This window comes from Paraflavitalea soli (assembly GCF_003555545.1).
GTDB lineage: Bacteria > Bacteroidota > Bacteroidia > Chitinophagales > Chitinophagaceae > Paraflavitalea > Paraflavitalea soli.
Genome location: NZ_CP032157.1, coordinates 5,173,111 through 5,197,302, shown reverse-complemented (window position 1 = coordinate 5,197,302; position 24,192 = coordinate 5,173,111). Strand labels below are relative to the sequence as shown.

Annotated in this window: 18 protein-coding genes; 10 read left to right on the top strand and 8 right to left on the bottom strand. The window is 46.9% G+C overall.

The genetic code is table 11. The annotated features are described in order from the left end of the window. Positions 1-32: 32 nt before the first annotated feature. From D3H65_RS19350 to D3H65_RS19325, 6 genes are all read right to left on the bottom strand, one after another. Positions 33-773: an SDR family oxidoreductase gene (locus D3H65_RS19350; RefSeq protein ID WP_119051884.1), complete on the bottom strand. Its 741-nt coding sequence runs from the start codon at positions 771-773 to the stop codon at positions 33-35. Between the two features lie 71 nt (positions 774-844). After that, entirely contained in the window at positions 845-1,447 is a 603-nt protein-coding gene (locus D3H65_RS19345) for a TetR/AcrR family transcriptional regulator (protein ID WP_119051883.1), read from the bottom strand. An 86-nt stretch (positions 1,448-1,533) separates the two neighbouring features. Next, the gene (locus D3H65_RS19340) at positions 1,534-2,367 is read right to left on the bottom strand and encodes an aminotransferase class IV (protein WP_119051882.1); all 834 of its coding nucleotides are present in this window, start codon (positions 2,365-2,367) and stop codon (positions 1,534-1,536) included. 2 nt (positions 2,368-2,369) lie between these two features. Next, on the bottom strand, positions 2,370-3,503 hold the full coding sequence (locus tag D3H65_RS19335) for a DmpA family aminopeptidase (protein WP_119051881.1): 1,134 nt from the start codon (positions 3,501-3,503) through the stop codon (positions 2,370-2,372). A gap of 114 nt (positions 3,504-3,617) precedes the next feature. Next, positions 3,618-6,521, bottom strand: a complete 2,904-nt coding sequence (locus tag D3H65_RS19330; protein ID WP_119051880.1) for a M16 family metallopeptidase — start codon at positions 6,519-6,521, stop codon at positions 3,618-3,620. Between the two features lie 187 nt (positions 6,522-6,708). After that, positions 6,709-7,005: a DUF4884 domain-containing protein gene (locus D3H65_RS19325; protein WP_119051879.1), complete on the bottom strand. Its 297-nt coding sequence runs from the start codon at positions 7,003-7,005 to the stop codon at positions 6,709-6,711. 229 nt (positions 7,006-7,234) lie between these two features. On the opposite strand from D3H65_RS19325, the gene D3H65_RS19320 reads away from it, so the two are divergent. The 3 genes from D3H65_RS19320 to D3H65_RS19315 all read left to right on the top strand — a co-directional run bounded on the left by D3H65_RS19320 (position 7,235) and on the right by D3H65_RS19315 (position 8,923). After that, positions 7,235-8,128 (top strand): DUF1349 domain-containing protein, encoded by an 894-nt coding sequence (locus D3H65_RS19320; protein ID WP_119051878.1) that lies wholly within the window; start codon positions 7,235-7,237, stop codon positions 8,126-8,128. A 53-nt stretch (positions 8,129-8,181) separates the two neighbouring features. Next, positions 8,182-8,304, top strand: a complete 123-nt coding sequence (locus D3H65_RS33440) for a hypothetical protein (protein ID WP_262707687.1) — start codon at positions 8,182-8,184, stop codon at positions 8,302-8,304. Positions 8,305-8,368: 64 nt separating this feature from the next. Beyond that, positions 8,369-8,923, top strand: coding sequence for a DUF1415 domain-containing protein (locus D3H65_RS19315; RefSeq protein ID WP_119051877.1), 555 nt, complete (start codon positions 8,369-8,371; stop codon positions 8,921-8,923). 9 nt (positions 8,924-8,932) lie between these two features. On the opposite strand, the gene D3H65_RS19310 is transcribed toward D3H65_RS19315, so the two are convergent. Next, positions 8,933-9,820, bottom strand: coding sequence for a diacylglycerol/lipid kinase family protein (locus tag D3H65_RS19310; protein ID WP_119051876.1), 888 nt, complete (start codon positions 9,818-9,820; stop codon positions 8,933-8,935). 18 nt (positions 9,821-9,838) lie between these two features. Here D3H65_RS19310 and D3H65_RS19305 point away from each other — a divergent pair, with 18 nt between their 5' ends. After that, positions 9,839-10,855 (top strand): App1 family protein, encoded by a 1,017-nt coding sequence (locus D3H65_RS19305; RefSeq protein WP_211345518.1) that lies wholly within the window; start codon positions 9,839-9,841, stop codon positions 10,853-10,855. Here D3H65_RS19305 and D3H65_RS19300 read toward each other — a convergent pair. Beyond that, positions 10,852-13,293: an outer membrane beta-barrel family protein gene (locus D3H65_RS19300; protein ID WP_162915725.1), complete on the bottom strand. Its 2,442-nt coding sequence runs from the start codon at positions 13,291-13,293 to the stop codon at positions 10,852-10,854. The two genes, D3H65_RS19305 and D3H65_RS19300, sit on opposite strands and share 4 nt — an antisense overlap. Before the next feature lie 177 nt (positions 13,294-13,470). On the opposite strand from D3H65_RS19300, the gene D3H65_RS19295 reads away from it, so the two are divergent. The 6 genes from D3H65_RS19295 (at position 13,471) to D3H65_RS19270 (ending at position 24,192) form a co-directional block, all read left to right on the top strand. Beyond that, on the top strand, positions 13,471-13,986 hold the full coding sequence (locus tag D3H65_RS19295) for a DinB family protein (protein WP_211345517.1): 516 nt from the start codon (positions 13,471-13,473) through the stop codon (positions 13,984-13,986). A gap of 66 nt (positions 13,987-14,052) precedes the next feature. Then, positions 14,053-15,099: a nucleoid-associated protein gene (locus D3H65_RS19290; protein WP_119051873.1), complete on the top strand. Its 1,047-nt coding sequence runs from the start codon at positions 14,053-14,055 to the stop codon at positions 15,097-15,099. Positions 15,100-15,141: 42 nt separating this feature from the next. After that, on the top strand, positions 15,142-17,223 hold the full coding sequence (locus D3H65_RS19285) for a CehA/McbA family metallohydrolase domain-containing protein (RefSeq protein ID WP_119051872.1): 2,082 nt from the start codon (positions 15,142-15,144) through the stop codon (positions 17,221-17,223). A gap of 230 nt (positions 17,224-17,453) precedes the next feature. Further along, positions 17,454-18,980: a DUF6377 domain-containing protein gene (locus D3H65_RS19280; RefSeq protein ID WP_245999536.1), complete on the top strand. Its 1,527-nt coding sequence runs from the start codon at positions 17,454-17,456 to the stop codon at positions 18,978-18,980. A 226-nt stretch (positions 18,981-19,206) separates the two neighbouring features. Continuing rightward, the gene (locus D3H65_RS19275) at positions 19,207-22,344 is read left to right on the top strand and encodes a SusC/RagA family TonB-linked outer membrane protein (RefSeq protein WP_119051870.1); all 3,138 of its coding nucleotides are present in this window, start codon (positions 19,207-19,209) and stop codon (positions 22,342-22,344) included. A 21-nt stretch (positions 22,345-22,365) separates the two neighbouring features. Next, positions 22,366-24,192 carry a RagB/SusD family nutrient uptake outer membrane protein gene (locus tag D3H65_RS19270; protein WP_119051869.1) on the top strand — a complete coding sequence of 609 codons (1,827 nt, stop codon included), beginning with the start codon at positions 22,366-22,368 and terminating at the stop codon, positions 24,190-24,192.

Sequence of the window (24,192 nt, the reverse complement as noted above, 5' to 3'; positions counted from 1 at the left end):
CGGCTTCCTTCGTTTTCGTCAGCTTCTTTTTCCTATGCATTCATAACCTGCAGAGCCTCGGCAGGGGATGACAGGAAGAGTTTATAGAGATCGGCAGTACCGCCTACATGAATTTCATATTCATCTTTTTGAAGTGCACTTACCAGCGCATCCGCCACGGCTGAAGGAGGTATTCCCTTGCTGCCGCCAATGCCTTCTGAAAATTCAGTATCCACCAGTGGAGGCATCAGTTCAAATACTTTTACTTTCGATGTCTTTGCCAGGGCAATTCGCAATGACTGGGAATAAGAGTGCAGCGCTGCCTTGCTGGCGCTATAAGAAGAGATCACGTGATTGGGGGCAAAGGTCACGATAGAAGATACATTGACGATGGCCGCTTCGGGTTGCTTTTGCAGCAGCGACAGTAACTTCTCGTTAAGCCTGATCACTGAAAGGTAATTGGTGTGTAACTCGTCGGCTGCTTTATCATAAGCACCCACACCATTTTCAGACAATGAGTAAAGATGGGCACGGCCCGCATTATTGATCACGATGTTGAGTTGGGGAAAATCTTTCTGCAGCCTGGTTACCAGGTCGTTTACATCCTGTTCACTGGCTACATCCGATACGATGCCCGTTACATTTTTCAATTGGGCCACCGCCTTTTGCAGGCGCTCTTTATTCCGGCCGGTAATGATAACATGATTGCCGCTTGCTGTAAGTTGTTTGGCTATTGCCAACCCGATACCGGCAGTTCCGCCCGTGATCAATACTGTGTTGTTGATGAGTTTCATTGTTTAATTTTTTTATAGTGTTTATATTGTTTATATACCGATCGGTATATGATGGTGCAAAAAAAAGGGTATTAGGCAGTGCTTATATTATTGATCAGGTCTTTTACTGATTCCAGTACCGTATCCAGGTAATTGGCTTTTTGGGTCGATTTGCCCAGCAATATGCCTCCTTCGATCAGGGCCATGATAGCCAGCGCTGTTTTTTCCGCCTGCGTATCCTTCCTGAATTCCCTGGCTGCAATGCCCTGGTTAATGATGGCCTCCAGGTCCTTTTTCCAATCTATGATCGCTTTGTTTACTTTCTTTCTCAATGGTTCAAACGTATCATCCGCCTCTGTCCCTGCATTCAGAATGGGACATCCTCCTTTCGGGAACTTATGGTTTTGCGCACTGCCAAAGATGGTGGCCTGTAATAGCAGCTTTTCTTTATTGGTCGTAGCCTTGCTCAGTTGTTCTGCTATTATCTTGTCCCTGCAGGCTATATTGTGATCAAACACCGCCAGTGCTACTTCCTCTTTATTTTCAAAATTGCCATAAATACTCCCCTTGGTAAGCTTGGTTGCCTCCGTAAGGTCCGACATAGAAGTGCCCGCATACCCCTTGGTATTAAAGATGCCGGCAGTGGTCTCTATAATGAACCGGCGGGTCTCTTCTGATCGTGGCGTGAACTTCATGATGCAAATATACCGATCGGTATATGACTTGGCCAAATATTCGGTGACCTATTTTTAAAAGGATTTGTTAAGATAGATAACTGAGATTAACGTGTTTTCGCTATTTCATCTATAACCTTCTGTAGATCAGCTGCCAGTGCCGTAGTTGTTTTGCCAGGCAGGCCATCACCTATTATCTGCCCATCCACTTTTACCACGGGCAGGATGTTTTTGGTGGTGCTCGTAATGAAGGCTTCTTTGGCCCGGTAGATATCTTCCAGCGTAATGGACTTTTCTTGAATAGCGTATTGCCCGGCAGCTAATTGCAATACCTGTTTGCGGATCACTCCCTGGAGTATACCATGGGCTGGTGTTTTGATGACTCCATCAGTTGTCACTATGAAGAAGTTCGAGCGGGGGCATTCTGAAACAGTATTATTCTGGTGATACAATACATCTTGGGCTGCCTGTTGCTTTACAAACGATTGCAGCCATACTGCCATCAGGTAGTCAATGCTTTTAGCTGCAGGCAATTGCCGCTGGTGAGGATAGGTCACCAGGTGAATGCCTGTTGTGTGTAGCCCCTTATTGTCTGGCAGTGCCTGTTGGGTAATAATAAGGTTGGGTGTTGTGATGGTATAACCGTCAGCAGCATAACCGCCCGTAAGCGTGATGCGGATCCCTGAATCAGGCAACTGGTTTTGCTCCATCAGCCTGCGGAAAAGCGCTTTCAGGTCTTCCCGGGTATAGGCCACGGGCAATTGAAGGATCGAAGCTGACTGGTAAAACCTATCCAGGTGGTCTTCCAGAAAAGCCGGTGTATGATTAATGGTCTTAAAGAAATCAAAAATGCCATAGCCTCTTTGTATGGCCAGGTCATTCACAGCCAGCGTGGCCTGATTGGCGGGAAGCAGTTCATTATTAACAATGGCGTAAAGCATAATTACTTTTGAAGGCGGTTATATTTTTTAAACAGGGCGATCACTTTATCTATTGGCAATGCTTCCACCGTATGCCCTTTGTGGCCCGTGGTATTGGTGGCGGTAAACAGAGAATTGATGATGGCTTCTTCTGTAGCTTCGATCGCTGCCATGAATAGCGGTGAGGTTTCCTCATTCTGCAACAAACTAACCTGTTGCAAAGGTTGTTTATAATTGTGGGGAATGCGCAGAGAGTCAGCGGTAGAGAAGGCAATCACATAATCACCACTGCCATTGGAGGCAATGCCGCCCGTTTTGGCCAGTCCCATAAATGCCCGTTTGGCCAGTCTTTGCAGGTTGCGTGCATCCAGCGGCGCATTCGTTGCCACCACGATCATGCAGGAACCGTCCACATTATTCAGCAATTGATTGCTGAAAGCAAACTTACCCCACTCTTCTCCTACTGGTACACCATCTATTTGCAGTACCCCGCCAAAATTGCTTTGCACCAGCACACCCACCGTATAACCTCCTAAATTGACTGGCAGGGCACGTGAGGCTGTTCCAATACCACCTTTGAACCCAAAGCACACAGTGCCTGTTCCTGCTCCAACACAGCCTTCTTTCACCGCACCCGAATTGGCTTGTTGTATAGCAGCAAGCACATCATTTTTGGTTACATGCTGCCCCCGTATATCATTGAGATATCCATCATTCGTTTCACCCACCACGGCATTGACCGATTGTACGTTCTCATTGCCCGGTTGCTTCAGCGTATATTCTATCACCGCATTCATGGCCGTTGCCACCCCCAGCGTATTGGTCAATACGATGGGCGTTTCCAGGTTGCCCAGTTCCTGCACCTGTGTAGTGCCCGCCAGCTTGCCAAATCCATTGCCCGTAAACACTGCCGCTGGTACTTTCTGTTGAAAGATATTGCCATCGTAAGGTAGCACAGCGGTAACCCCCGTCCTGATCGAATCACCCCTCACGATCGTTGTATGTCCCACTTTTACGCCCGGTACATCCGTAATGGCATTCCATTTGCCAGGCGCCATCACGCCTATGCGGATACCGTAATCACGGGCCCGTTGTTGCGCCCGGCTGGCCTGCGCACAAACAATAAAAACAATAACTGGTAGCAGTTTCTTAAGCATAGTAAGGTTTGAGATCGATAAAATTAAGTAAGAAAAGTCAGGAAGGCAAAGCGGCTTGTAAACACAAAAGCTGCCTCCTAGGAGACAGCCTTTATTAGTAAGGTGAAATATTACTTAGAATCCTCTCTTTTCAGTAGAATTGCCATCAGCATCCACTTCCACGATCTCATAGCCCAGGCGCTTAAGACCGGGCAATATGAGGTCTTTATCCCCTACCAGCACAATATTCATTTTATTGACATCCAGGTACTTTTTGGCAATAGCGCCAACGTCTTTGGTGGTGATCGTTTGTTGGATCTTACTTTGCTGACTCACATAGTCTGCAGAAAGGTTGTATTGTTGCAGGCGGCCGATGAAAGCAGCTTTCTGGATACCCGTTTCATAATTCCTGGCATCACTTTGCCCAATGGATTTTTTCATGAAAGCCAGTTCCGCTGCAGTAGGGCCCTCCGCTGCATAACCTTTTATTTCTTTCATTACCTCATACAGGGCGCTGTCTGTAGCTCCGGCTTTAATGCCACTGCTGAAGGTGAACAGGCCGGAGTATTTATTGCCTGAGAAACTGCTCCTTGCTCCATACGTCCATCCTTTGTCTTCACGCAGGTTGAGGTTTACCCGGCTGTTGAAAGCGCCACCCAATATATAATTGGCCAAAGTAGCGCGGTAATATTCGCCTGTAGCATCATATTTTAATCCTGTAACATAGCCTACACGGAATTCTGTCTGTGCCGCCTTGGGAACGTTGACCAGGTAGATCTTTGTTTTTGTCACCGGTAATGGTGCTGGTGGAGTGGGTAGAGTGAAAGATTTCTCCGGCAGTTTGGCCAGGAAAGCCAGCTTGGGCAGAATAGTAGCTTCTTTGATATCACCCACGATCACTACTTTTCCATCTTCTGACGTGATATAGTTATCGTAATAACGCTGAATATCTTCAAATTTAATATTGTTGATCGTCTCAGTAGTACCATCATCCGGTATACCGAATATATTGTTGCTGCCGTAATTCAGTTTGGCATACAGGTTCGTGGCTACTCCGGCGGGCTGTGTCTTCGCGTTTTTCAGGCGCTGTTCCAGTTGCCGTTTCGTCCTGTTGAATGCATCTTCACTGAATTTTGGATTGAGCATCCTTTCTTCCAGCAATTGCATGGTTTTATCAAGGTTACCTTTCAGCGATTGTACCGTGAATACGATCGCATCATCTGTACTGCTGATGCCGATAGAACTGCCCAGCATTTGCAGTTCCTGGGATATTTGTTCACTGCTGTAATTTTTGGTATCCTCATTCATCATCGAAGCGAAGAGGTTTACCCAGCCGGCCTTGGATAGATCGCTGGATTCCAGCAGCCGGCCTCCTTTGAGCGAAATGCTGACAGTGACTACCGGTACTTCTGTATTTTCTGTGCCGATCACTTTCATTTTATTGGGTAAAGCGGCTTTCCAGAATGAAGGAACTTTCACTACAGGATTGGGGCCTGATGCAGGCAATTTGTTCCGGTCGAAATTATCTTTTGCTTTGGTATATTTTAAACCGGCATATCCATAATCTGGCGCTTTGTAATGCGATTTGTCGATCGTGTAATTGTCGTCAGCCGCTTTCACATTTTCCTGCCCTTTGGTCACTACACTCACGATTACCCTGCTCTTGCCTTTGATGTATTTCTCATAAGCCTTCATCACGTCTTCTTTGGTGAGATTGCTGTACATCTTTTGCAAAGTAGCGGTCATATTGGGATTGCCCGTAAATGTTTGGTACGCGGCCAGTTGACTTACTTTACCCGATACACTGGCAAGGCCATTGATAATGCGGCTTTCATAACCCGTTTTGAACTTCTGAATATCGTCATCAGTCACCCCTCTTTTCTCAAATTCTGCCAGCGCTTCTTTTACCAATGTTTCCATTTCTGCCAGCGATTTGCCCGGGTAAGGCGTTACCGACAGGGAGAATTCTCCGGCCAGCTCACTAAAGCTACTGTTGGCACTCGCTTGCAGCGCCTTCTGATCTTTAATGAGTTTTTGGTACAATACAGAGTTGCGGTTGCCCCCGCCTCCACCACCGCGGCCGCCTCTTCCGCCACCACCACCTCCGCTGCCACCTAATACCTGGGCCAGGCAGGAGAGCGCTGCTACATCAGCATGATAGTCGGGCACCGTGGGATACACAATACGCAATTGGGGAGCACGCGCATAATTATCCGTATAACTTACATAGCGGTCCTTGTCCAGTACCACCGGTTCTAATTTTACAGGCGTTACTTCAGGTCCGCGCGGTATGCTGCCAAAATACTTATCGGCCAGTTTTACTACTTCTGCTGCACTTACATCTCCACCTACCGTAAGCGTGGCATTATTAGGACCATACCAGCGCAGGAAAAAGTTCTTGAGGTCCGGCAGACTTACACTGTTCAATTCTTCCACATACCCGATGGTCAGCCAGGAATAGGGGTGCCCATAAGGATACAGGTTTTTAGCGGTCACCTCTCCCGTTAAACCGTAGGGCTGGTTATCATAGTTCTGCCCCCTTTCGTTTTTAACCGTGGCACGCTGTACCTCAAATTTTTGTTGCGTCACAGCATCGAGCAGGAAACCCATACGGTCAGCTTCCAGCCACAGCATTTTCTCCAGTTGATTGGAAGGAACAGTTTCATAATAGTTCGTCCTGTCGCGGTTGGTAGACCCATTGAGGGTGCCCCCGGCTTCCGTCACTATTTTAAAATGTTGTTCATCTCCTACATGGTCACTGCCCTGGAACATCATGTGTTCAAAAAAGTGGGCAAAGCCCGATTTGCCGATCTCTTCACGGGCAGATCCTACGTGGTACGTGATATCAACGTGTATAACAGGATCACTGTGGTCTTCATGCACCACCACCGTGAGGCCATTGGGCAGTACATATTTCTCATACGGGATGACCAGTTCATCGCCCGTTTTGGTTATTTTCTCTACCAGCTTTGCCTGTGCACGGAGTTCAGTGTGTGCACAAAAGAGAAAAGCTGCCAGGAGCCAGGGTGTTTGTTTCATTAATGTGAATTTTGGTTGAAAAGCAATTAACAAGTTGACCATTGAAGCTATATTTGACGACAGATCGCCCCGATACCCTGTACCCGGATATATATTTAATCCTACATTATTGTATATCGTTGATTATGTATAGAGTTGCTGTATCTTATATCAGTAGCAACAGCCGCCGGGTAAGCCTACTCTTCTGCTACGGCTTCCTGGGGGCACTTTTCGGCTGAATGCCCGACTGTGGATGGCTAGCTGCAAGGTTGGTGCTGGTTTTTATAATGCTGCTATCTGTTACCGTCATGCTTTCGCCCCGGCAATTGGTGAAGTATACATAGTTGCCCCGGTCGTAGAAGCGATACACTTTACAACCGTCATGTTCAAAAAGGTATTGCACCGTATAAGTGTCATTGTTTTGCGAAGGTTCCGAACGCAGGGGCCGGCTGATGCTGCAGGATGCAAAAGCCAGGATGGCTATGAATAGTAACAGTTTTAGCATACACCAATTTTACCTTAAAAGTAAACGGAGCCATCTTAGCAAAGCGTTAAATGGATCATTTTTGCATTTCCTTAATGCTAATTCCGGAGCTGATTCCTGTCAGTCGCCATAGCTTCAACCATATGAAATCATCATTTCAGCTGGAATATCCAACAGTTCAAAGCAGCAGGGATACAGCCTTGCAATAAGGCGCTTAACTTGTTAACCATTCACTCTAATGTAATGGTTTATGAAAAATAGATGGAGCCTCTTACTGAGCCTTTCAACAATCACCGCTACGGCGCAATCGGGAATAGAGCGCTTGTCAGATGACTTCAACGATACCGCCTCTTTACAACAATGGTCTTTTTTTCATGCCTCAGAAGGATATCCAAATAAAATAAAGAGTGTTGGGATAAACCAGGGAAAGCTGGAACTGCAGCCCAAAGCCTCTGGATGGTATGCCGATTACCAGGCGCCTTTCCTCTTTAAAACCGTCACCGGCAATTTTGATGTAAGGGCTAAGGTAAAGGTCAGTGGGTTCAATAGCATATTGCCCACCGTCGATTGGTCGTTGGCAGGCTTGATGGTGCGGCAGCCCAAAAACACCAATAAAGATACCTGGCGGCCCCGCCAGGAAAATTGGTTATTCATCACAACAGGCGTAGCAGAACAAACCGACCTGCCCGTATTTGAAGTGAAGTCTACCAACAACAGCCTTTCCAACCTTAAACTCAGACCGGGTAAAACGGGATGGGTCGAGCTGCGCATCGTACGGATTGAAGCAGCTTTTATCCTCCTGGCGAGGCAGGAGGGAGAGGCCTGGCAAATACTGGAACGCTTTTACCGGCCGGTAATGATAGGCCCCTTACAGGTAGGTGTTAATGCGTATAGCTCCTGGAATGCCGTGCCGCAGGAAGTAAAGTCCGATCCCAAAGTATTTAATGAAACAGTATTGGATATACCTTCCGATCTCTTGTTGCAGGTGGATTATATCCGGTTCAAAAGGCCTGTGGTCAATGAGGCCCACCTGCCTCGTGGATACAATGCCCAATATGCCGGCGTCTTATTTTACACGCCAGCCAACCTGCTCACCGACTACACTGTTTCCAATGAAGAAGTGCTTCGCATAATTGGTGATTAACAACCTGTTGAGGTGGCACGGTTTTTTAATCAGACCGTATAAACCACCACAACATGAAAGACTGGCTTCGCGCGCTACTCGCCGGTTACGGCGCCTACAAATGGGGAGGCGGCTGCCTCGGCACCATTATCGTATTCGTGCTTATTTACTGGCTCCTGGGTTGGGTCCATTGTTGATGTACCTGTCCCTCGATGCCTTTCTGCCTTGTTGCCTTCTCTTTATTCAGGTAACTTCGCGCCGATGGATGCTACAACAGAACAGGTCATAGCGCAAACCAGGAAATGGATCACCGATGTAGTGATCGCCTGCAACTTTTGTCCCTTTGCTGCAAGAGAAATAAAACGCAGCAGTATTCACTACCAGGTGGAAACAGGCAGCAGTATAGAACAATGCTTATCAACCTTCCTACAGGAATGCAAACGGCTGGATGAACAGCCCGACGTAGAAACCGTACTGATCATATTACCTCAATCATTTCAGGCATTTGATCAATACCTCGACCTGGTGGGACTTGCTGAAAAGCTCCTGAAGAAAAAAGGGTATGAAGGCATTTACCAGGTAGCCAGTTTTCACCCCGACTATCGCTTTGCCGGCGCCCCGGCCGATGATGCTGCCAATTTTACCAACCGCTCTGTTTATCCCATGCTGCACCTGTTGCGGGAAGAAAGTATTGAAGCCGCGCTCAGGCGTTATCCCGATCCCGATAGTATACCTGCCGGCAATATTGATTTTGCCCGTAATAAAGGATATATCTATATGAAGATGTTACGGGATAGCTGTTTGCAGACAGACTAAATAGCCTGATTAATTGTTTTCTACCGGTACAACAATAGACAGGGCATGAGGCTCAATAGCAGCCTCCAGCGAATTGATCTTGCCCAGGTATTCACCATCTACCTGGAAATGCGTTTTATGACGTGACTGCACCGTTACCGAGCGCGTTGTAAATAATTCCGTTTTGGCAGGATCGTAAGGCTTATGCGATACCATCATTTTAAATAACTCACCAGGAGAGATCTTACGGATAACAATGATCTCGAAACGCCCATCATTCAGTTTACCCTCCGGGTTGATCACTGCACCCGTTCCGTACCTGCTGGCATTGGCCAGCACGATCATTTGTGCTTCCCGGTTTACATAATGGTTATCTGTTTCGATCTTTACCTGCATCTTGCGGTTGCGCCACAATACCCGCCAGGCTGCTTTTATATAACTCCACATGCCTCTGCGGTTCATAGATTCAAATGTTTTGATCACGAAGGCATTGAAGCCGATATCCGATAGGTGAATACAAAGCTCCCCATTGACACGAATAGCATCGATCTTAGTGACAATCCCTTCTGTGGCTACTTCAAGCGCTGCCTGAAGATCAACAGGAATGCCCAGCTCTTTTGCCATGCCGTTGGCAGAGCCCGCTGGCAAAATACCCATGGGCAGGTTGGTGCCTGCCACTATTTCCGCCACCAGCTTTACAGTACCATCACCTCCCACAGCAATGATCCGTTGTGCCCCACTGGCATGGATTTTTTGTTGGATAGCTTCTTTGGTGCAATCTTCCGGTAATTCATATACCTCTGCCGTGTGAAGTGAATTGTTGAAATATTGCAATATAGCATTACGCCAGTTGGTATTGTTGTTGCCCGACCGGTTGTTAACGATAAACAGTAATTTTATGATACCGGGTGTAGTCATACCTTGTAATATGCAAAAATGCTACCACAGAAATATGGAATTACAGCTAATTTCCAGGCAATGGGCGATATAAATGTTAAAGTATATCATGGATACGGGCATACCCACAATTTGGTGTTGTATGGGCATGTGTTTAAGAATAAAGCTGTAGTGCAAAAACAATATACCACCCGTGTTTTTACTAATATCATACACCTGTTGCGGCTTTTTTTTGTAAAACCATTGCTCCGTGTGAAGGTTCGTCTCTATTGGCAGGATGAATCCTTTGAAACCTTAACTGAAGATGACGGTTTTTTTAAATTTGAATGGCAGTCCGGGCAGGAAATAACCGCTGGCTGGCACCCGGTGAAGGTGGCTTGTATTGGTAAAGAAGAGGAGGTGGTTGCTACCGGTGAGGGTAAGGTATACGTACCGCATTCCACCCAGTACATATTCATTTCCGATATTGATGACACCGTGATGGTGTCTTACTCTGCTACCCGGTTCAGGAGGTTGCGGGAATTGCTGATCAGGAATCCACGTACCAGACAGCAGTTTGCAAAAGTGTCTGATTGGTATGGCCGGTTAGCGAACGCCCATACTCATGCCGCTACACCCAATCCCTTTTTCTATGTTTCCAGCAGTGAATGGAATTTATATGATTACCTCCTGGAGTTCTTTCGTTTTAATAAATTACCCGAAGGCATTTTTTTATTGAACCAGATAAAAAGATGGTACCAGTTATTCAGCACCGGTAAAACAAAACATGCCGGCAAATTGCTGCGGATAGCCCGTATACTGGACGTCTTTCCCAAACAGCAGTTTGTATTGATCGGTGATAATTCCCAACATGATCCGGATATTTATACCAGCATCGCTGCCAAATACCCACAGAAGATCTTCGCTATCTATATCCGCAATGTGCGTCCTCCCAAGGAAGCACTTACCAGCAAAACACTCTTGGCAGCAGAAGAAGCTGGTGTTCACACCTTCTTGTTTACAGGTAGTGAGGAAGCCACTGCACACGGACAGACTATTGGCCTTATCGGCATTTAATTTTGCCCAACCCTTTCTTTGATCTCATCCGAGGCGCTGCCCGATTTGCGGGTGGCTCCTTTCAGTGGTTTGCCAAAGCGCCAGGTAAAGGCCAGCGTTGCTACCCGGCTATCCCGCGTGAGTTTGAAATATTCCCGGGCCTGTTGGAAATCCGTCCATCCTGCCATGGCCTGTGTATAGAATATATCACGGATACTGAGTTTAAGCGTTGCTTTGTTTTTCCATATTTGTTTGGCCAGGCCCACTGACAGCTGGCCCGTAGGATCCAGCACTTCCTGCAGGTCGTTTTGTGCACGCGTGATATAAAACCCCGACAGTTCCGCCAACCATCCGCCCTTGAAGCGAAACTGGTTACTGACATTCATATACAGCTGCGTTACTGAAGCCGCAATCGAGTTGACGACTACCCCTTCTATCCGCTTTCTGTTCAGGTTGGCTTGCAGTGTCACTGACCACCAGGGGGCAGGCGCCAGTTGGGAGCTCAGCGACAATCCAATATTGACCATCCGGCCCAGGTTGCCTTCTGTATAAGTAATAAGCCCATTAGTATCCGAAAAGAATATCTGCGAGAAATAATCATTGGTAACACTGTAAGTAAGTGTGGTGATCAAGGTTTGTTTATACAGATGACTGAATTCAAAGTTCCAGGTAAACTGGGGCCGGTAAAAAGGATTGCCCGTTTGATAGGTATACTTATTGATCAGAAATACGAAGGGATTTAGTTTTTGGAAAGCAGGCCGGTCAATACGTCTGCCTGCACTAAAGCTGAAGGTATGAGCGCTGTCCGCCTGGTAGCTGGCAAATGCTGTGGGGAATAAGCTGTTGTATTGCCTGGAAAAAGATGAATCCTTTCGGACAATATTACCCAGTTGATCCGCATTGTACCCTGTATGTTCAAAGCGAAGCCCTCCCTGCAATGACCACTTCGATACCTGTTGTTGTGCATTGACATACAGCGCATGGATCGTTTCTGAATATAAGAAATGGTTCGTTTTGTCATAGTCTGGTTTCCAGTCATTGTTCAGCAGGGACTCATACACGGCCTGGTTATCTGTTTTTACATGCGATGTTTTCCAGCCCGTTTCCATTTTCAGGTCTTTGCCAATCGTTTGCCTGTAATCTGCCTTGCCTGAAAATATCCGTAGGGTAGAGGGGAGGTCGCCCCTCAATCCATCCGTATAAGAGTTGTTGCCCGTAAGCGTGTTCTGATAAAATTGGCGGTTATCAAGGTCGTAAGTGAGATAATCTAAGTCAACAGACAACTCCTTGCTGTCGGTAAATGCATGCCTGGCGCTTAGGTTCAGGCCCAGGTTTTTCCAGGTGTTTTTATTATCACTGTTGGTATGGATCACAGAATCTACCTGGTTGTTTTGATTGATCCACTCACCAGAATTGCTGCCGACTGTTTTGCGGATCGAATGTACACCCGTTACCGATGCACCAAGCGTGGTTTTCTTGCCCAGGAAATAATCCACCCCTGCTTTGAGATTATGTCCTGTAAACGGACTGGCTAAATAAGAAGGTTGCTCAAAACGATTCGTCACCGTTTTATTGTCTTCTTTATAATACCAGCGATAGGCGTAGATGTCTGTAAACGATTTCGAAATATTAGTACTATACGTGAGATATAGATTATAATTCCCGTTGCGGTAATTCAACAGCAGGCTATTGTTGTTCTTATAATAACGCCCCTGACCATAAGCCAGGTTAACGTTGCCATTAAAACCTTTTACCTTATTCTTTTTGGTTTTGATGTTGATGATGCCCGCATTACCTGCTGCATCGTATTTAGACGAAGGATTCGTCATGATCTCAATGAGCTCAATTTGTGAAGCGCTAAGTCCGGATAGATAATTGGCCAGGTCCGCAGCGGGCAGGTAGCTGGGTTTTCCATCCATAAGGATGAGTACATTCTGCTTGCCCTTCAGGCTGATGGTCCCATTCCGGTCAACCGATACCCCGGGCGATTTTTCCAGTACTTCCAGCGCTGTAGCTCCTACATTGGTCACCGCTGCATCTACATTAACGATCGTCCGGTCGGGCTTCAACTCGATCAGGGGTTTACGGGCTACCACCGTTACACCTTCCAGCAGAGCCACAGCCTTTTGCAGGCGTACAGGATCGGCCGTAAAGGGCGCGTTAATCAAGGGCAGTTGAATGCGGTGAGGTACATGGCCGCTAGTAGTAAAAGATAAAAAGTATTGCCCGGGCAAAATGTCTTCAAAAATATAAGTGCCGCCCTGATCCGTGCTGGTGATCTTTACGGTGGCTGAATCCGCAGACTTTAACAGCATCACAGTTACCGAGGGTAATAATTGCCCCGTACTGTCTGTTACAGACCCGGAAATTTTAACGCCGCCTGGTTGGGATGCCTGGGCATAAACGGTATTACAGAAGGCAAAGGATAAAAAGATAATTAAACAGTTAGTCCACTTCACTGATCGGTCGGTTTTTAGTTGTTGGTTGTCCCTAAATGTCGGGCCTTTTGTCCGGAAAAAAGTTATGGATACTGGTTTTTTTACAAACGGTAGGAGCAATAAACGTAGTTGTACGCTTTTTACACCGCCTGCTGCCAGCCCTGCAAACCAATAGTTATTTGGTAACTTGTGCTCATTATGATGAGTTCCAATAAATTACCTGAAGTATGGCTACGTGGCCCCCTGGAAGGGATACCTGCTTTGTTGCAGCCGGTAGCACACGCATTATTACAGGCACAGGAAGAATTACATGTTTTGCTTCACGATTTTCCCGAAACCCTGTTGTGGGAACAACCAGCCGGAGTAGCTTCACCTGGTTTCCACCTGCAGCATATGACAGGTGTGCTGGACAGACTGTTTACTTACGCTGCGGGACAAATGCTTTCTCCCCAACAGTTGGAATATCTTGCACAGGAAGGGCAACCTGCTGCCCGTACTTCCCTGTCCCGGCTATTAGCTGCCCTTGATGACCAGCTGGCGCTCTCCATCACCCGGTTAAAAGAAACCAATCCCGATACCTTAACCGCTGTAAGAGGAGTGGGCCGCAAGCAGACGCCTTCTACCGTGTTGGGCCTATTGTTCCATGCTGCCGAGCACACCATGCGCCATACCGGCCAGTTGTTGGTGACCGTGCAGGTGGTAAAGGCAAAATAAGGTGCATAACTAGGGCCTGATAAAATATTCCTTCCCCTTATCTTCGCCGCCTGAAAAAAACGGACAATGACAGGACTTGACGGAGTATTACTGCAGAAAGTGATGGTGCATAGAGTGGGTAACCCCTCCCGGGGCGAGGAATTAAAGCTTTCGGAAAATCCCCTTACACTCAATGATGAGATCGTACAGGGCCTCCTCACCAAATACTTCCTGGGCGCTTTTAATGAGAACGAGCTGTACCGGTTTACCCACCTTAGTGATGTGGCGCTGAATGAAGTATACAATTATGTACGCACTATTTTTGATGATATAGACACTTTCATACCACAGGCCGCCCTGCTGGCCCAATTCCTATACAGTAAATCCACCCATACCAAGGTAAAGGAGGGCGAACTCTATGTGGTGTTGTTTGATCGCGTCATGTTTGAAAACGAATATACACGGGCCATTGGTCTCTTTAAATCAGAAACCAAGGAAACCTTCCTCAAAGTATTCCCGCATGGCAAAAGCTGGGAAGTGATACAGGAAGAAGGGATCAACATCAATAAGCTGGATAAAGGCTGTCTGATCTTCAACACCAACACCGTAGAGGGTTATAAAGTATGTGTGGTAGACAGCACCAATAAGCAGAATGATACCCAGTACTGGGTCAGTGATTTTTTACAGGTTCAACCCTATTCCGATAGCTATCACAACACCGATAAGTATTTAAGCCTCTGTAAAAACTTTGTTACCAACGAGTATGCGGAGAAGTTTGATGTGAGCAAGAGCGATCAGATAGATATGTTGAACCGCTCCATGGATTATTTTAAGACCAAAGAGCAGTTCAATCTCCAGGAATTTGCCGAAGAAGTGATCCACCACCCCGAAGTAGTGGATACCTTTATGGAATACAAAAAGAACTTTGAGTCCGCCCGCAACTTCGAAATAGGCGATGAATTTGATATCCACCTTTCCGCCGTCAAGAAGCAGCAAAAGGTATTTAAAACAGTACTCAAACTGGACAAGAACTTCCACATCTATATCCATGGCCGTCGTGACCTGATAGAAAGGGGTATCGATGAAATGTCGGGAAAGAAATATTATAAGATCTATTACGATGAAGAAACATAGGTTCTAAGAGTTATCTTCATGGCTGTTACCTAATGCAGCTATATGAAAAAAACATCCTTACTCCTCCTTGTCCTCCTGGTGAATTTCATTGTATCGGCCCAAATGCCGGTAGATCTTTCCGGCCTTCAAAAGAACAGCGGCGTCGTGGCGGCTGTCTGCAACAACCTGCTGGATATTAGCTGGCAGGCGGGTAAAGATGGGAAAGCGAGATTTTTGATCAGCCTCGATCAGGAACAACCGCTGTTCAAAAGTATACAATTGACCAGCCAGGGACAGTGGAAGGAGATCGCTGCCGCACTTGATCCGGCTTTCGTCATTACAGTGGGCAAACGCGACCTGATCTCTCAAAATGGCTGGAATATCTTCTTCGACCGGGTGCCCTTAAAACCATATCAGTCCTTTCCTGTCCAATTTGATAAACGACAGCTGCGGGTAACCAGCAGCGGTTTACGCACACAGATCATCATTTCAGCCATATCCGCTGCTTCATTTAATGGCGCTATTGAGATTACTTTGTACAAAGGAAGTCCCCTGTTCAATATTGCGGCAGTCATGTCAACGCCTGTTGATTCTACTGCCTTATTGTACGATGCCGGATTGGTGAGTAAAGACCAGCTATGGAGCCACGTGAGTTGGTCCGATGTAGACAATAACCTGCAATCCACGGTGCCCGATGCCTGGCGGCCAGCCAAAAACCAGGAAGTGAAATACAGGACCATCATAGGTGAAAGCAAAGGCGGCAGTCTTGCCCTGTTTCCTGCTCCACACCAATATTTTTATCCCCTCGATGAGGCTTTCAATCTTAAGTTTACCTGGCATGGCAACAACTACCGCGATATGGTCAAGGGCTACGGCATGGGTATCCGGCAGGATATCTTTGGCGACCGCCGTTATGTTCCCTGGTTCAATGCCCCGCCGGGTACCAGGCAAAGGCTGAATTTCTTTTGCCTGCTCAGCACACAAAAAGCCGGTGCAGCTTTGAGCGAAGTGAAGCGTTTTACACACAATGATAAATATCCCGCCTTGCCCGGATACAAGACCATGTCAAGTCATTTTCATATTGAGCATGTGCAGGATGTGCTGGCCAATAAGCCACTGCCTGAAACACCCAATTTTGTAAAGGTGTTCAAAAATACCGGCGTGGATATTGTTCACCTGGGCGAATTTCATGGCCCAGGCCATCCCAAAGGACCGGCCAATGATCGCTTGTTAGAGTTGAAGACCTTGTTTGATGAATGCGAACGATTGTCGGATAACCGTTTCCTCTTATTGCCGGGTGAGGAACCGAATAATTTCTTTGGCGGACACTGGATGAATTTCTTTCCCAGACCAGTATATTGGATCATGCAGCGTAAGCCCGAGGAGCCATTTATAGAGCAGCATCCCCAATATGGTACCGTATACCGCATTGCCAATAAAGAAGAAATGCTCAACTTATTACAAAAAGAAAAAGGCCTGGCCTGGACAGCCCACGCACGTACCAAAGGATCAACAGGCTATCCCGATCAATATAAAAAAGAAGCTTTCTTTACTTCCGACCGCTTTATGGGCGCTGCCTGGAAAGCCATGCCGGCCGATCTTTCTCAGCCTTACCTGGGCAACCGGCGCATATTGGACCTCATGGATGATATGGCCAATTGGGGACACAAAAAACACGTGATCGCAGAAGCCGACCTCTTTAAAATAGAACCACATTTTGAAGTCTACGCCCACCTCAATGTAAATTACCTGCAGCTCGATTCATTGCCTTCCTGGAAAAACGGCTGGCAGCCCATACTCGATGTGATGGAGCAGGGAAAGTTCTTTGTATCCACCGGCGAAATATTGTTGCCCCATTTCACTGTCAATGGTAAACGCCCGGGTGAAACCGCTCAACTCCAAAATGGGAAGGCAACCATAGCATTAGCAATAAACTGGACATTCCCCTTGCAATACCTCGACATTGTTTCCGGTGACGGGCAGCAGGTATACAGGGAGCACATTGATTTGCACGATACCGAAGCCTTCGGCAATAAAAAATACCAGTGGACACTTCCCCTGGCCAATCGTAAATGGGTGCGGATAGAGGTATGGGATGCCGCAGCCAATGGCGCCTTCACACAGATGATCTGGCTCGATCAATAGAGTCCGTAAGTCTGCAAGCCCGTAAGACCGGAAGTCTGAAAGCATTTTTAGTGTATTTTCTTCCGGACTTTCCAACTTCCTGACTTCCCGACTATTTTTCCTGTTTCTTTCAGAAAAATACACGAAGTTTACCAGTAAGCTTATTGGTACATATGAAGCAACGGATCGCTTGTTTTTTACTGTTGATATTTTGTAGCACTGCCTGGGGACAATCCAAAACTGATAGCCTGATGGCAGCGCTTAACCGTGCCATTGAAATGTCTGCAGAGTATGATCAGGCTAAGGTGCAGGCCATTCAACAATTAAAGCAGTTGGCCGGCAGAATACCTGCTGCTGACCTTTCCGCCAGGTTTACTGTATACCAGCAGTTGTATGAGGAATACAAGATATTCAACTATGATTCCGCCTATAACTATGCCCGGAAACTGCAGCAAACGGCAACAGACCTGGCCGATCCCCTGCGGAGCGACCTGGCGCGTATCAAATTAAGTTTTATCCTGCTTTCTTCAGGCATGTTCAAAGAGGCCTACGACTCTTTGCAGAACATTCGCCTGGCCGGATTTCCCGATAGCCTCAAAGCCGATTATTATTCCCTGATGGCCCGCTATTATTATGACCTGGGCGATTATGACAATGACCAGTACCATACACCCGGTTACAACAGGAAGGCAACTGAATACACCGATTCGGCGCTTCAGTTATTTCCGCCCCAGTCATTTGCCTACAATTATTACAACGGCCTCAAAAATATCCGGAATGGCAAAAGAGAGGAGGCCAGCCATTATTTCCAGATCCTCATGAACGATACCGGCTTATCGCACCACGAGTTGGCCCTTACCGCCTCTACCCTGAGCGATAATTATATTCAAAGCGGTAAAATTGATACCGCCATCCATTTGTTAATACTTGCTGCCATTGCCGATATTAAATCTTCTACCAAGGAAACCGCTGCTATCTTCAACCTGTCTGCCATACTGTTTAAGCAGGGCGACCTGAAAAGCGCTTCCACCTACATTGAAAAAGCCCTGAACGATGCTTTTTCTTATGGCGCCCGGCAGCGGAAGATTCAGGTAAGCGCCATCCTGCCATTAATTGAAGCCGAAAAAGTAAGCCGGGTGGAGAATGAAAAGCGTACCGTCATCACCTACGCTGCCATTGTTACCCTCCTGCTGATGGCACTGGTAGCCCTGATTATTGTCATATTCCGGCAACTCCGTAAACTCAAGATCGCCCAGCAGATCATTACCGAAGCCAATAGCAAACAGCAGGAGATCAATAACAAGCTGTCGGAAGCCAATAAATTCAAGGACGAATACATAGGATATTTTTTCAATGGCAACTCCGAGTTCTATGCCAAAATGGAGAAATTCAAGAAGAACCTGGAGGTGAAAGTAAATGACCGCAAGCTGGAAGAGATCCGCATGCTGGCCAATACCATCAATATTAAGAAAGAAAAAGAGGAGCTCCTTGGCAACTTTGACCGCATCTTCCTCAAACTCTTCCCGCACTTTATTGAAGAATTTAATACTTTGTTTGCCCGGGAAGACCAGATCCAATTGAAAGAAAATGAACTACTGAATACCGATCTCCGCATTTTTGCCCTCATCCGCATGGGTATCCACGACAGTGAAAATATTGCCCGGATACTCGAATACTCAGTCAATACCATCAACACCTACAAGACCAAGATCAAGAACAAGTCCATCATTCCCAACGAAGAGTTTGAGCAGCGGATCATGGGAATCAAGAGCATTTAGTCCCCCGCTTTGACTTAAAAGCAGGCTATATTTAATTATATAGTAAAATGTATAATGTAATAATAAGTAATTAATAATCAGTAATTAGTAATTCACCATTCCTCGCCTAAAGGCTTTATTTCTTATACTTTCCCTATATAAGTTGGAATCGTTTTTACCTGCCCGTTTCTTTGGTATCCTAAGCCATAGTCTGACGATCTAATAACTAAATTTTTAAACTACTGCCATGCAAACGAAACGATTGCTGAAGCAACTTCTTTGTTGTTTTGTCTTCCTGTTGACCCTCCAGGTCGCCTACGCACAGGATAAAATTATTACAGGTACTATTACCGATGAAAAAAGTGCTCCCCTGGCCGGCGCCTCCGTGGCCGTCAAAGGTGCTAAAACCGGAGTAAGTACCGATGCTTCCGGTAATTTCCGGATTAATGTTCCCACTTCTGCTACCACCCTCGTGATCTCTTATGTAGGATATGAACGGGCCGAAGTGTCTATCGGAACCAAAGCAGTAGTCAACTTTTCCCTGCAGCCTTCTGTAAAGGCCATCGATGCCGTAGTGGTGGTAGGATATGGAACCCAACGCCGGAAGGATGTGACAGGCTCCGTTTCTTCTGTTTCCGGTGCCACGATCAAAAACCTGCCCGTTACCAACGTTACTGAAGCTTTACAAGGCAGGGCTGCCGGTGTAGAGGTCATTAAAAATACCGGTCAGCCCGATGCGCAGCCTACCATTATCATCCGGGGTCTATCCTCCCTGCACCAGCCAGGTCCCCTGTACATTGTGGATGGTATACGCGTGCCAGCCGACAATATCAATGTGCAGGATATTGCAACCATCGATATCCTGAAAGATGCCAGCGCTACCGCCATCTATGGTTCTGCGGCAGCCGGTGGGGTCATCGTGATCACCACTAAAAAAGGCAGCGGCGCCAAACCTACCATCAATTTCAATGCACGTTTCGGCACTACCAGGCCCAAAGTGATCACCCTGCTCAACAAAGCAGAGTATATTAAAATGGAGAATGTATTCCATCCCGGCTATTTCGCCAATGCTACACAAACCGATACCCTGTCTGATATTGATTGGACAGACGTGCTGTACAGAAACGGAACTGAGCAAAATTATAACCTCTCCGTTTCTGGTTCTTCACCCGTCATGAACTACCTCTTTTCTGGTTTCTACAACAAACAGGACGGTATCTACATTAAGAACTATTCCAATATTGGAGGTGCCCGTATCAATACCGATTACAAACTGGGTAAGTTCCTGAAGATAGGAGAGCAGCTGGCTTTGTCCAGGCGCAAAACTTCTCCCCTGGGTCAGGTAGAATCTCAACTGAAGATCGCTCCTTTCCGTTCCCTCCCCATCATTCCATTGTATGAGAAAGATGGGAGGATAGGTTCCGTGCCTCCGGGTTATGGTATCAACTTCGGTGGGCCCAACCCTTATGGCGTTGTGAACTCCGCCGAGATCCAGAATTTCAAGAACAACCTACAGGCCAATGTATATGCCGAAGTGAAACTGCCTATGCACGTAACCTTCCGCACCAATATTGGTTATAACTATTACGATGAATCACAGGACTATTTCCAGGACAATCCCAACTTTGGTCCTGGTACCCCTACCTCTAACTCCCTTACTAAAGCCAGCATTCGCAGCAGCCAGTTGTTGACCAACTACCTCCTGACCTATGATCAGTCTTTTGGCAATCACAACATCAATGCCGTAGCAGGTTTCGAACAGATCGTTTCCAAATGGAACAACCAGTCTACTACCATGAGCGCAGTAGGGTTGCCCGGCTTTTCTTTTGTGCAAACATCCAACTCCGCCATCAGTACTACCGGTAAGAACGATCCCAACGGATTGGTTAAATCATTCTTTGGACGGTTGAATTACAATTATGATGGCAAATACTATATCTCAGGTTCTTTAAGAGAAGATGCCAACTTTACAGTATTTGGTCCCAATATGCAACGCGGTACTTTCGGAGCTGTATCAGGTGGCTGGAACATCAGCGATGAAGACTTCTTCAAACAAAATCTTTCATTTATCAGTGTGCTCAAGCTGCGTGGCAGTTATGGTACTTTGGGCAACAGCAATATTCCTCCCTACGCTTACCTGGCTTCTTATGCTCAGTTTAATGGTACCAGCGGCATAGCCAATGGCGCGCAGAATTTTGCTCCCGGCGCTCCCCTGGTAATTGCCAATTCCATCAACGCTATTCCCAATCCCGACCTCCATTGGGAAACCGTGCATGAGACCAATATAGGTATCGACGGTGAATTGCTCGATGGTAAACTCTATTTCACAGCGGAATGGTACAACAAGAAGACCAAAGACATGTTGTATGCCCTGCCCCTGCCCAACAGCTCAGGTTATATCTCTCCTTATTTTGTGAACATTGGCCAGGTGAGCAGCAAAGGGGTGGATCTCTTACTGGGTTACAAAGACAGGAAAGGTGATTTTAGTTATGATGTGAGCGTAAGCGCCGGTTTCAACAAGAATAAGGTACTTGACCTCAACGGTATTACCAACGACGCCCTGTTTGATGGACGTAACTATTTCAATAATTCCGATCAGAGCGGTTACAACCTCATGGGTACTGCTCCCCTCACCATTACCAAAGCCAACCTGCCCTTTGGCTCTTTCTATGGTTATAAGGTATTGGGCATTTTCCAAACTGATGCAGCGGCTGCCTCTCAAAAAGTAAATGGCAATGCTGCTCATGCCGGTGATCTAATTTTCGACGATATCGACAAAGACGGAAAGATCACTTCGGCCGATCGCCAGGTATTGGGCAATCCCAACCCCAAACTCGTATATGGCGCCAGCATCCGCCTTGCCTGGAAAGGGATTGATGTGGCCATGCTGTTTAATGGTGTAGCTGGTGTAGACCTATTCAATGGTGTAAAAGCTTACCAACAGTACCGCTTCTCTGATGGTAATACCACCACCCAGATATTCAATGCTTCTTTCTTTGGTTCGAATGGTCTTACCGGTCAGCCGCGCGTTACAGCGCCCGATGGTTCCCTTGATCCCAATGGCAACTATACTTCGGTAAACAGCTACTTCGTAGAAAATGGCAGTTACCTTAAGTTGAAGAACCTGCAGATAGGTTACACCTTCACCAACGATATCCTGCGGAAGGTAGGCATTCAAAGCGCCAGGGTATTTGGCATGGCCAATAACCTCTTTGTGATCACTAAGTATTCCGGTGTTGATCCTGAGATAGCCAGCAGCTTCTCCATCCAGTCCCAGGCAGGATTTGTAGGTACTACCGTAGGTGTCACCACCAGGGGTGTAGATGCTGTACCACAATATCCACAAAACAGGATCTTCTCTGTAGGCTTTGACATTACTTTTTAATGCTTCCAAAACTTAGCACTCATGTACAAGAAAATATTCACCATACTCATTGTGACCGCGGTAACTGTAGCGGCTTGTAAGAAAGACCCCGATCTGGTAGGCCCCAAAGACCAGTATTCCACCGGTAACTATCCGGCCAGCATAGCTGATCTCGAAAGCGTATTAGCGCCTTGTTATTCCAACTTGCGCGACCAGCACCTGTTTGGTTTCAACTACCTCACCAAGATGATGGCCAATGCTACCCATGCTGGTAGCGCTGCCTATTCTGATCCCGACTGGCTGGGCTTTATTGATGTAAGCAATATGCAGCCGGCCAATGGATTTGTGGCAGGTGTATGGCAGGCCCTCTATGCCGGTGTAAAGAATTGCAACGTAGCATTGGCAGGAGCCGACTTCTTTGAGAAGAATGGCGCCAAAGAAGCCGATAAGCCAAAGATTAATTTTATCCGTGGCCAGGCTTATTTCATGCGTGCTTATTATTATTTCCAGTTGGAAAACCTGTATGGAGAAGATTACAAAGTTGGGCCATCTGCCACAGATACCCTGGGTGTGCCATTATTTAAAGGCTTGCCTGCCGGCTTCGAATCTACCCAGCAGCCACGCGCACATATTAATGCCGTGTGGGCGCTCATTGAAAGCGACCTGCTGGAAGCTGCCAAACTGCTGAAAGGTAAAGTGTGGACCGGCAACGATGTGGGGAGGGTAACAGAATGGGCAGCCAAAGGCCTGTTGGGTAAAGCTTATGTATTCCGGAAAGACTGGGCCAAAGCAAAACCCGTACTCAAAGATGTGATTGACAACAGTGGCAAGACGCTCATGCCCTATGCCAAATACAGGGACGCTTTTATTGGTATCAGTGCCAATGAATTCAACGAAGAATCATTGTTTGAACTGAATATCGACCAGGATTCCAAAGGCGGTTATGGTGTGTATAGCGGTGCGGCCAATGCCACTTCTATCAATGGACTTATATTTCCTCCCTATGCCCTGGGTCTCAATGGTAAGGAAGAATCTTCCCTGCCCTTGGGTTATGGTGGCAACATAGGTATGCATGATAAGAATATCCTGCGTTATGGCTATACAGAAGGAACCTATACCCTGGTGACCAACCCCAATTTCAACAGCAGTAAAGATCCCAGTTATTCCAATCCAGAGAAGGTGATGGACCCTGTATACAAAGCAAAGGCCCTGGCAGTACGGACCAATAAAACAGCCGATCCACGTTTGTATGTAAACACCCTGCAACCCTGGCTCGATTCTGTAAAACGTGATGGTACCAACTGGTATCCAGTAGCCAGGCCCTCTTACATCATGGGCGATGCCAACCTCAATCAACAACTTGGTTGGAGCTTCCGCAAATACGCTCCCATCTTTAATGACATCAACAACGTAGGACCAGCTGATGCTGCCAATATTTACATCCTGCGGATGGCCGATGTGTACCTCCTGTATGCCGAAGCCTGTGCTAATTCTGCAGAAGCTACTACTGCATTGGAATATATCAATAAAGTAAAAAGACGCGCTTATGGTCTTCCTGTCAATACTGCATCCGGCGTGGATTACGCCAGCCTGACCGCCGAGACCATGGCCAAAAAAGCAAGCGATCCGGTATTGGGCAATAATCCGCTGTATTATGAGCGCTGGGCCGAGTTGTTTAATGAAGCACAGTGGTGGTTTGATATTTGCCGCTGGCACCTGGGCGCTTCAGAAGCTGCGTATTATGTAACCGCCAGGGCCCTGAATGGAACGCCGTTCAAATGGGCTGATAAAGCCTACTCCTGGCCAATCCCCATTACAGAGCTCAATTCTAATCCCAAAATGGCCGGCCAACAGAACCCCGGCTACTAA

Excerpts from the sequence above, each read along its gene's own strand:
- D3H65_RS19345 (WP_119051883.1), bottom strand. The coding sequence starts at position 1,447 with ATGAAGTTCACGCCACGATCAGAAGAGACCCGCCGGTTCATTATAGAG.
- D3H65_RS19275 (WP_119051870.1), top strand. The coding sequence starts at position 19,207 with ATGCAAACGAAACGATTGCTGAAGCAACTTCTTTGTTGTTTTGTCTTC.
- D3H65_RS19340 (WP_119051882.1), bottom strand. The coding sequence starts at position 2,367 with ATGCTTTACGCCATTGTTAATAATGAACTGCTTCCCGCCAATCAGGCC.
- D3H65_RS19285 (WP_119051872.1), top strand. The coding sequence starts at position 15,142 with ATGAAAAAAACATCCTTACTCCTCCTTGTCCTCCTGGTGAATTTCATT.
- D3H65_RS19290 (WP_119051873.1), top strand. The coding sequence starts at position 14,053 with ATGACAGGACTTGACGGAGTATTACTGCAGAAAGTGATGGTGCATAGA.
- D3H65_RS19305 (WP_211345518.1), top strand. The coding sequence starts at position 9,839 with ATGCTACCACAGAAATATGGAATTACAGCTAATTTCCAGGCAATGGGC.
- D3H65_RS19350 (WP_119051884.1), bottom strand. The coding sequence starts at position 773 with ATGAAACTCATCAACAACACAGTATTGATCACGGGCGGAACTGCCGGT.
- D3H65_RS19320 (WP_119051878.1), top strand. The coding sequence starts at position 7,235 with ATGAAAAATAGATGGAGCCTCTTACTGAGCCTTTCAACAATCACCGCT.
- D3H65_RS19330 (WP_119051880.1), bottom strand. The coding sequence starts at position 6,521 with ATGAAACAAACACCCTGGCTCCTGGCAGCTTTTCTCTTTTGTGCACAC.
- D3H65_RS19270 (WP_119051869.1), top strand. The coding sequence starts at position 22,366 with ATGTACAAGAAAATATTCACCATACTCATTGTGACCGCGGTAACTGTA.
- D3H65_RS33440 (WP_262707687.1), top strand. The coding sequence starts at position 8,182 with ATGAAAGACTGGCTTCGCGCGCTACTCGCCGGTTACGGCGCCTACAAA.
- D3H65_RS19295 (WP_211345517.1), top strand. The coding sequence starts at position 13,471 with ATGATGAGTTCCAATAAATTACCTGAAGTATGGCTACGTGGCCCCCTG.
- D3H65_RS19325 (WP_119051879.1), bottom strand. The coding sequence starts at position 7,005 with ATGCTAAAACTGTTACTATTCATAGCCATCCTGGCTTTTGCATCCTGC.
- D3H65_RS19315 (WP_119051877.1), top strand. The coding sequence starts at position 8,369 with ATGGATGCTACAACAGAACAGGTCATAGCGCAAACCAGGAAATGGATC.
- D3H65_RS19310 (WP_119051876.1), bottom strand. The coding sequence starts at position 9,820 with ATGACTACACCCGGTATCATAAAATTACTGTTTATCGTTAACAACCGG.
- D3H65_RS19280 (WP_245999536.1), top strand. The coding sequence starts at position 17,454 with ATGGCAGCGCTTAACCGTGCCATTGAAATGTCTGCAGAGTATGATCAG.
- D3H65_RS19335 (WP_119051881.1), bottom strand. The coding sequence starts at position 3,503 with ATGCTTAAGAAACTGCTACCAGTTATTGTTTTTATTGTTTGTGCGCAG.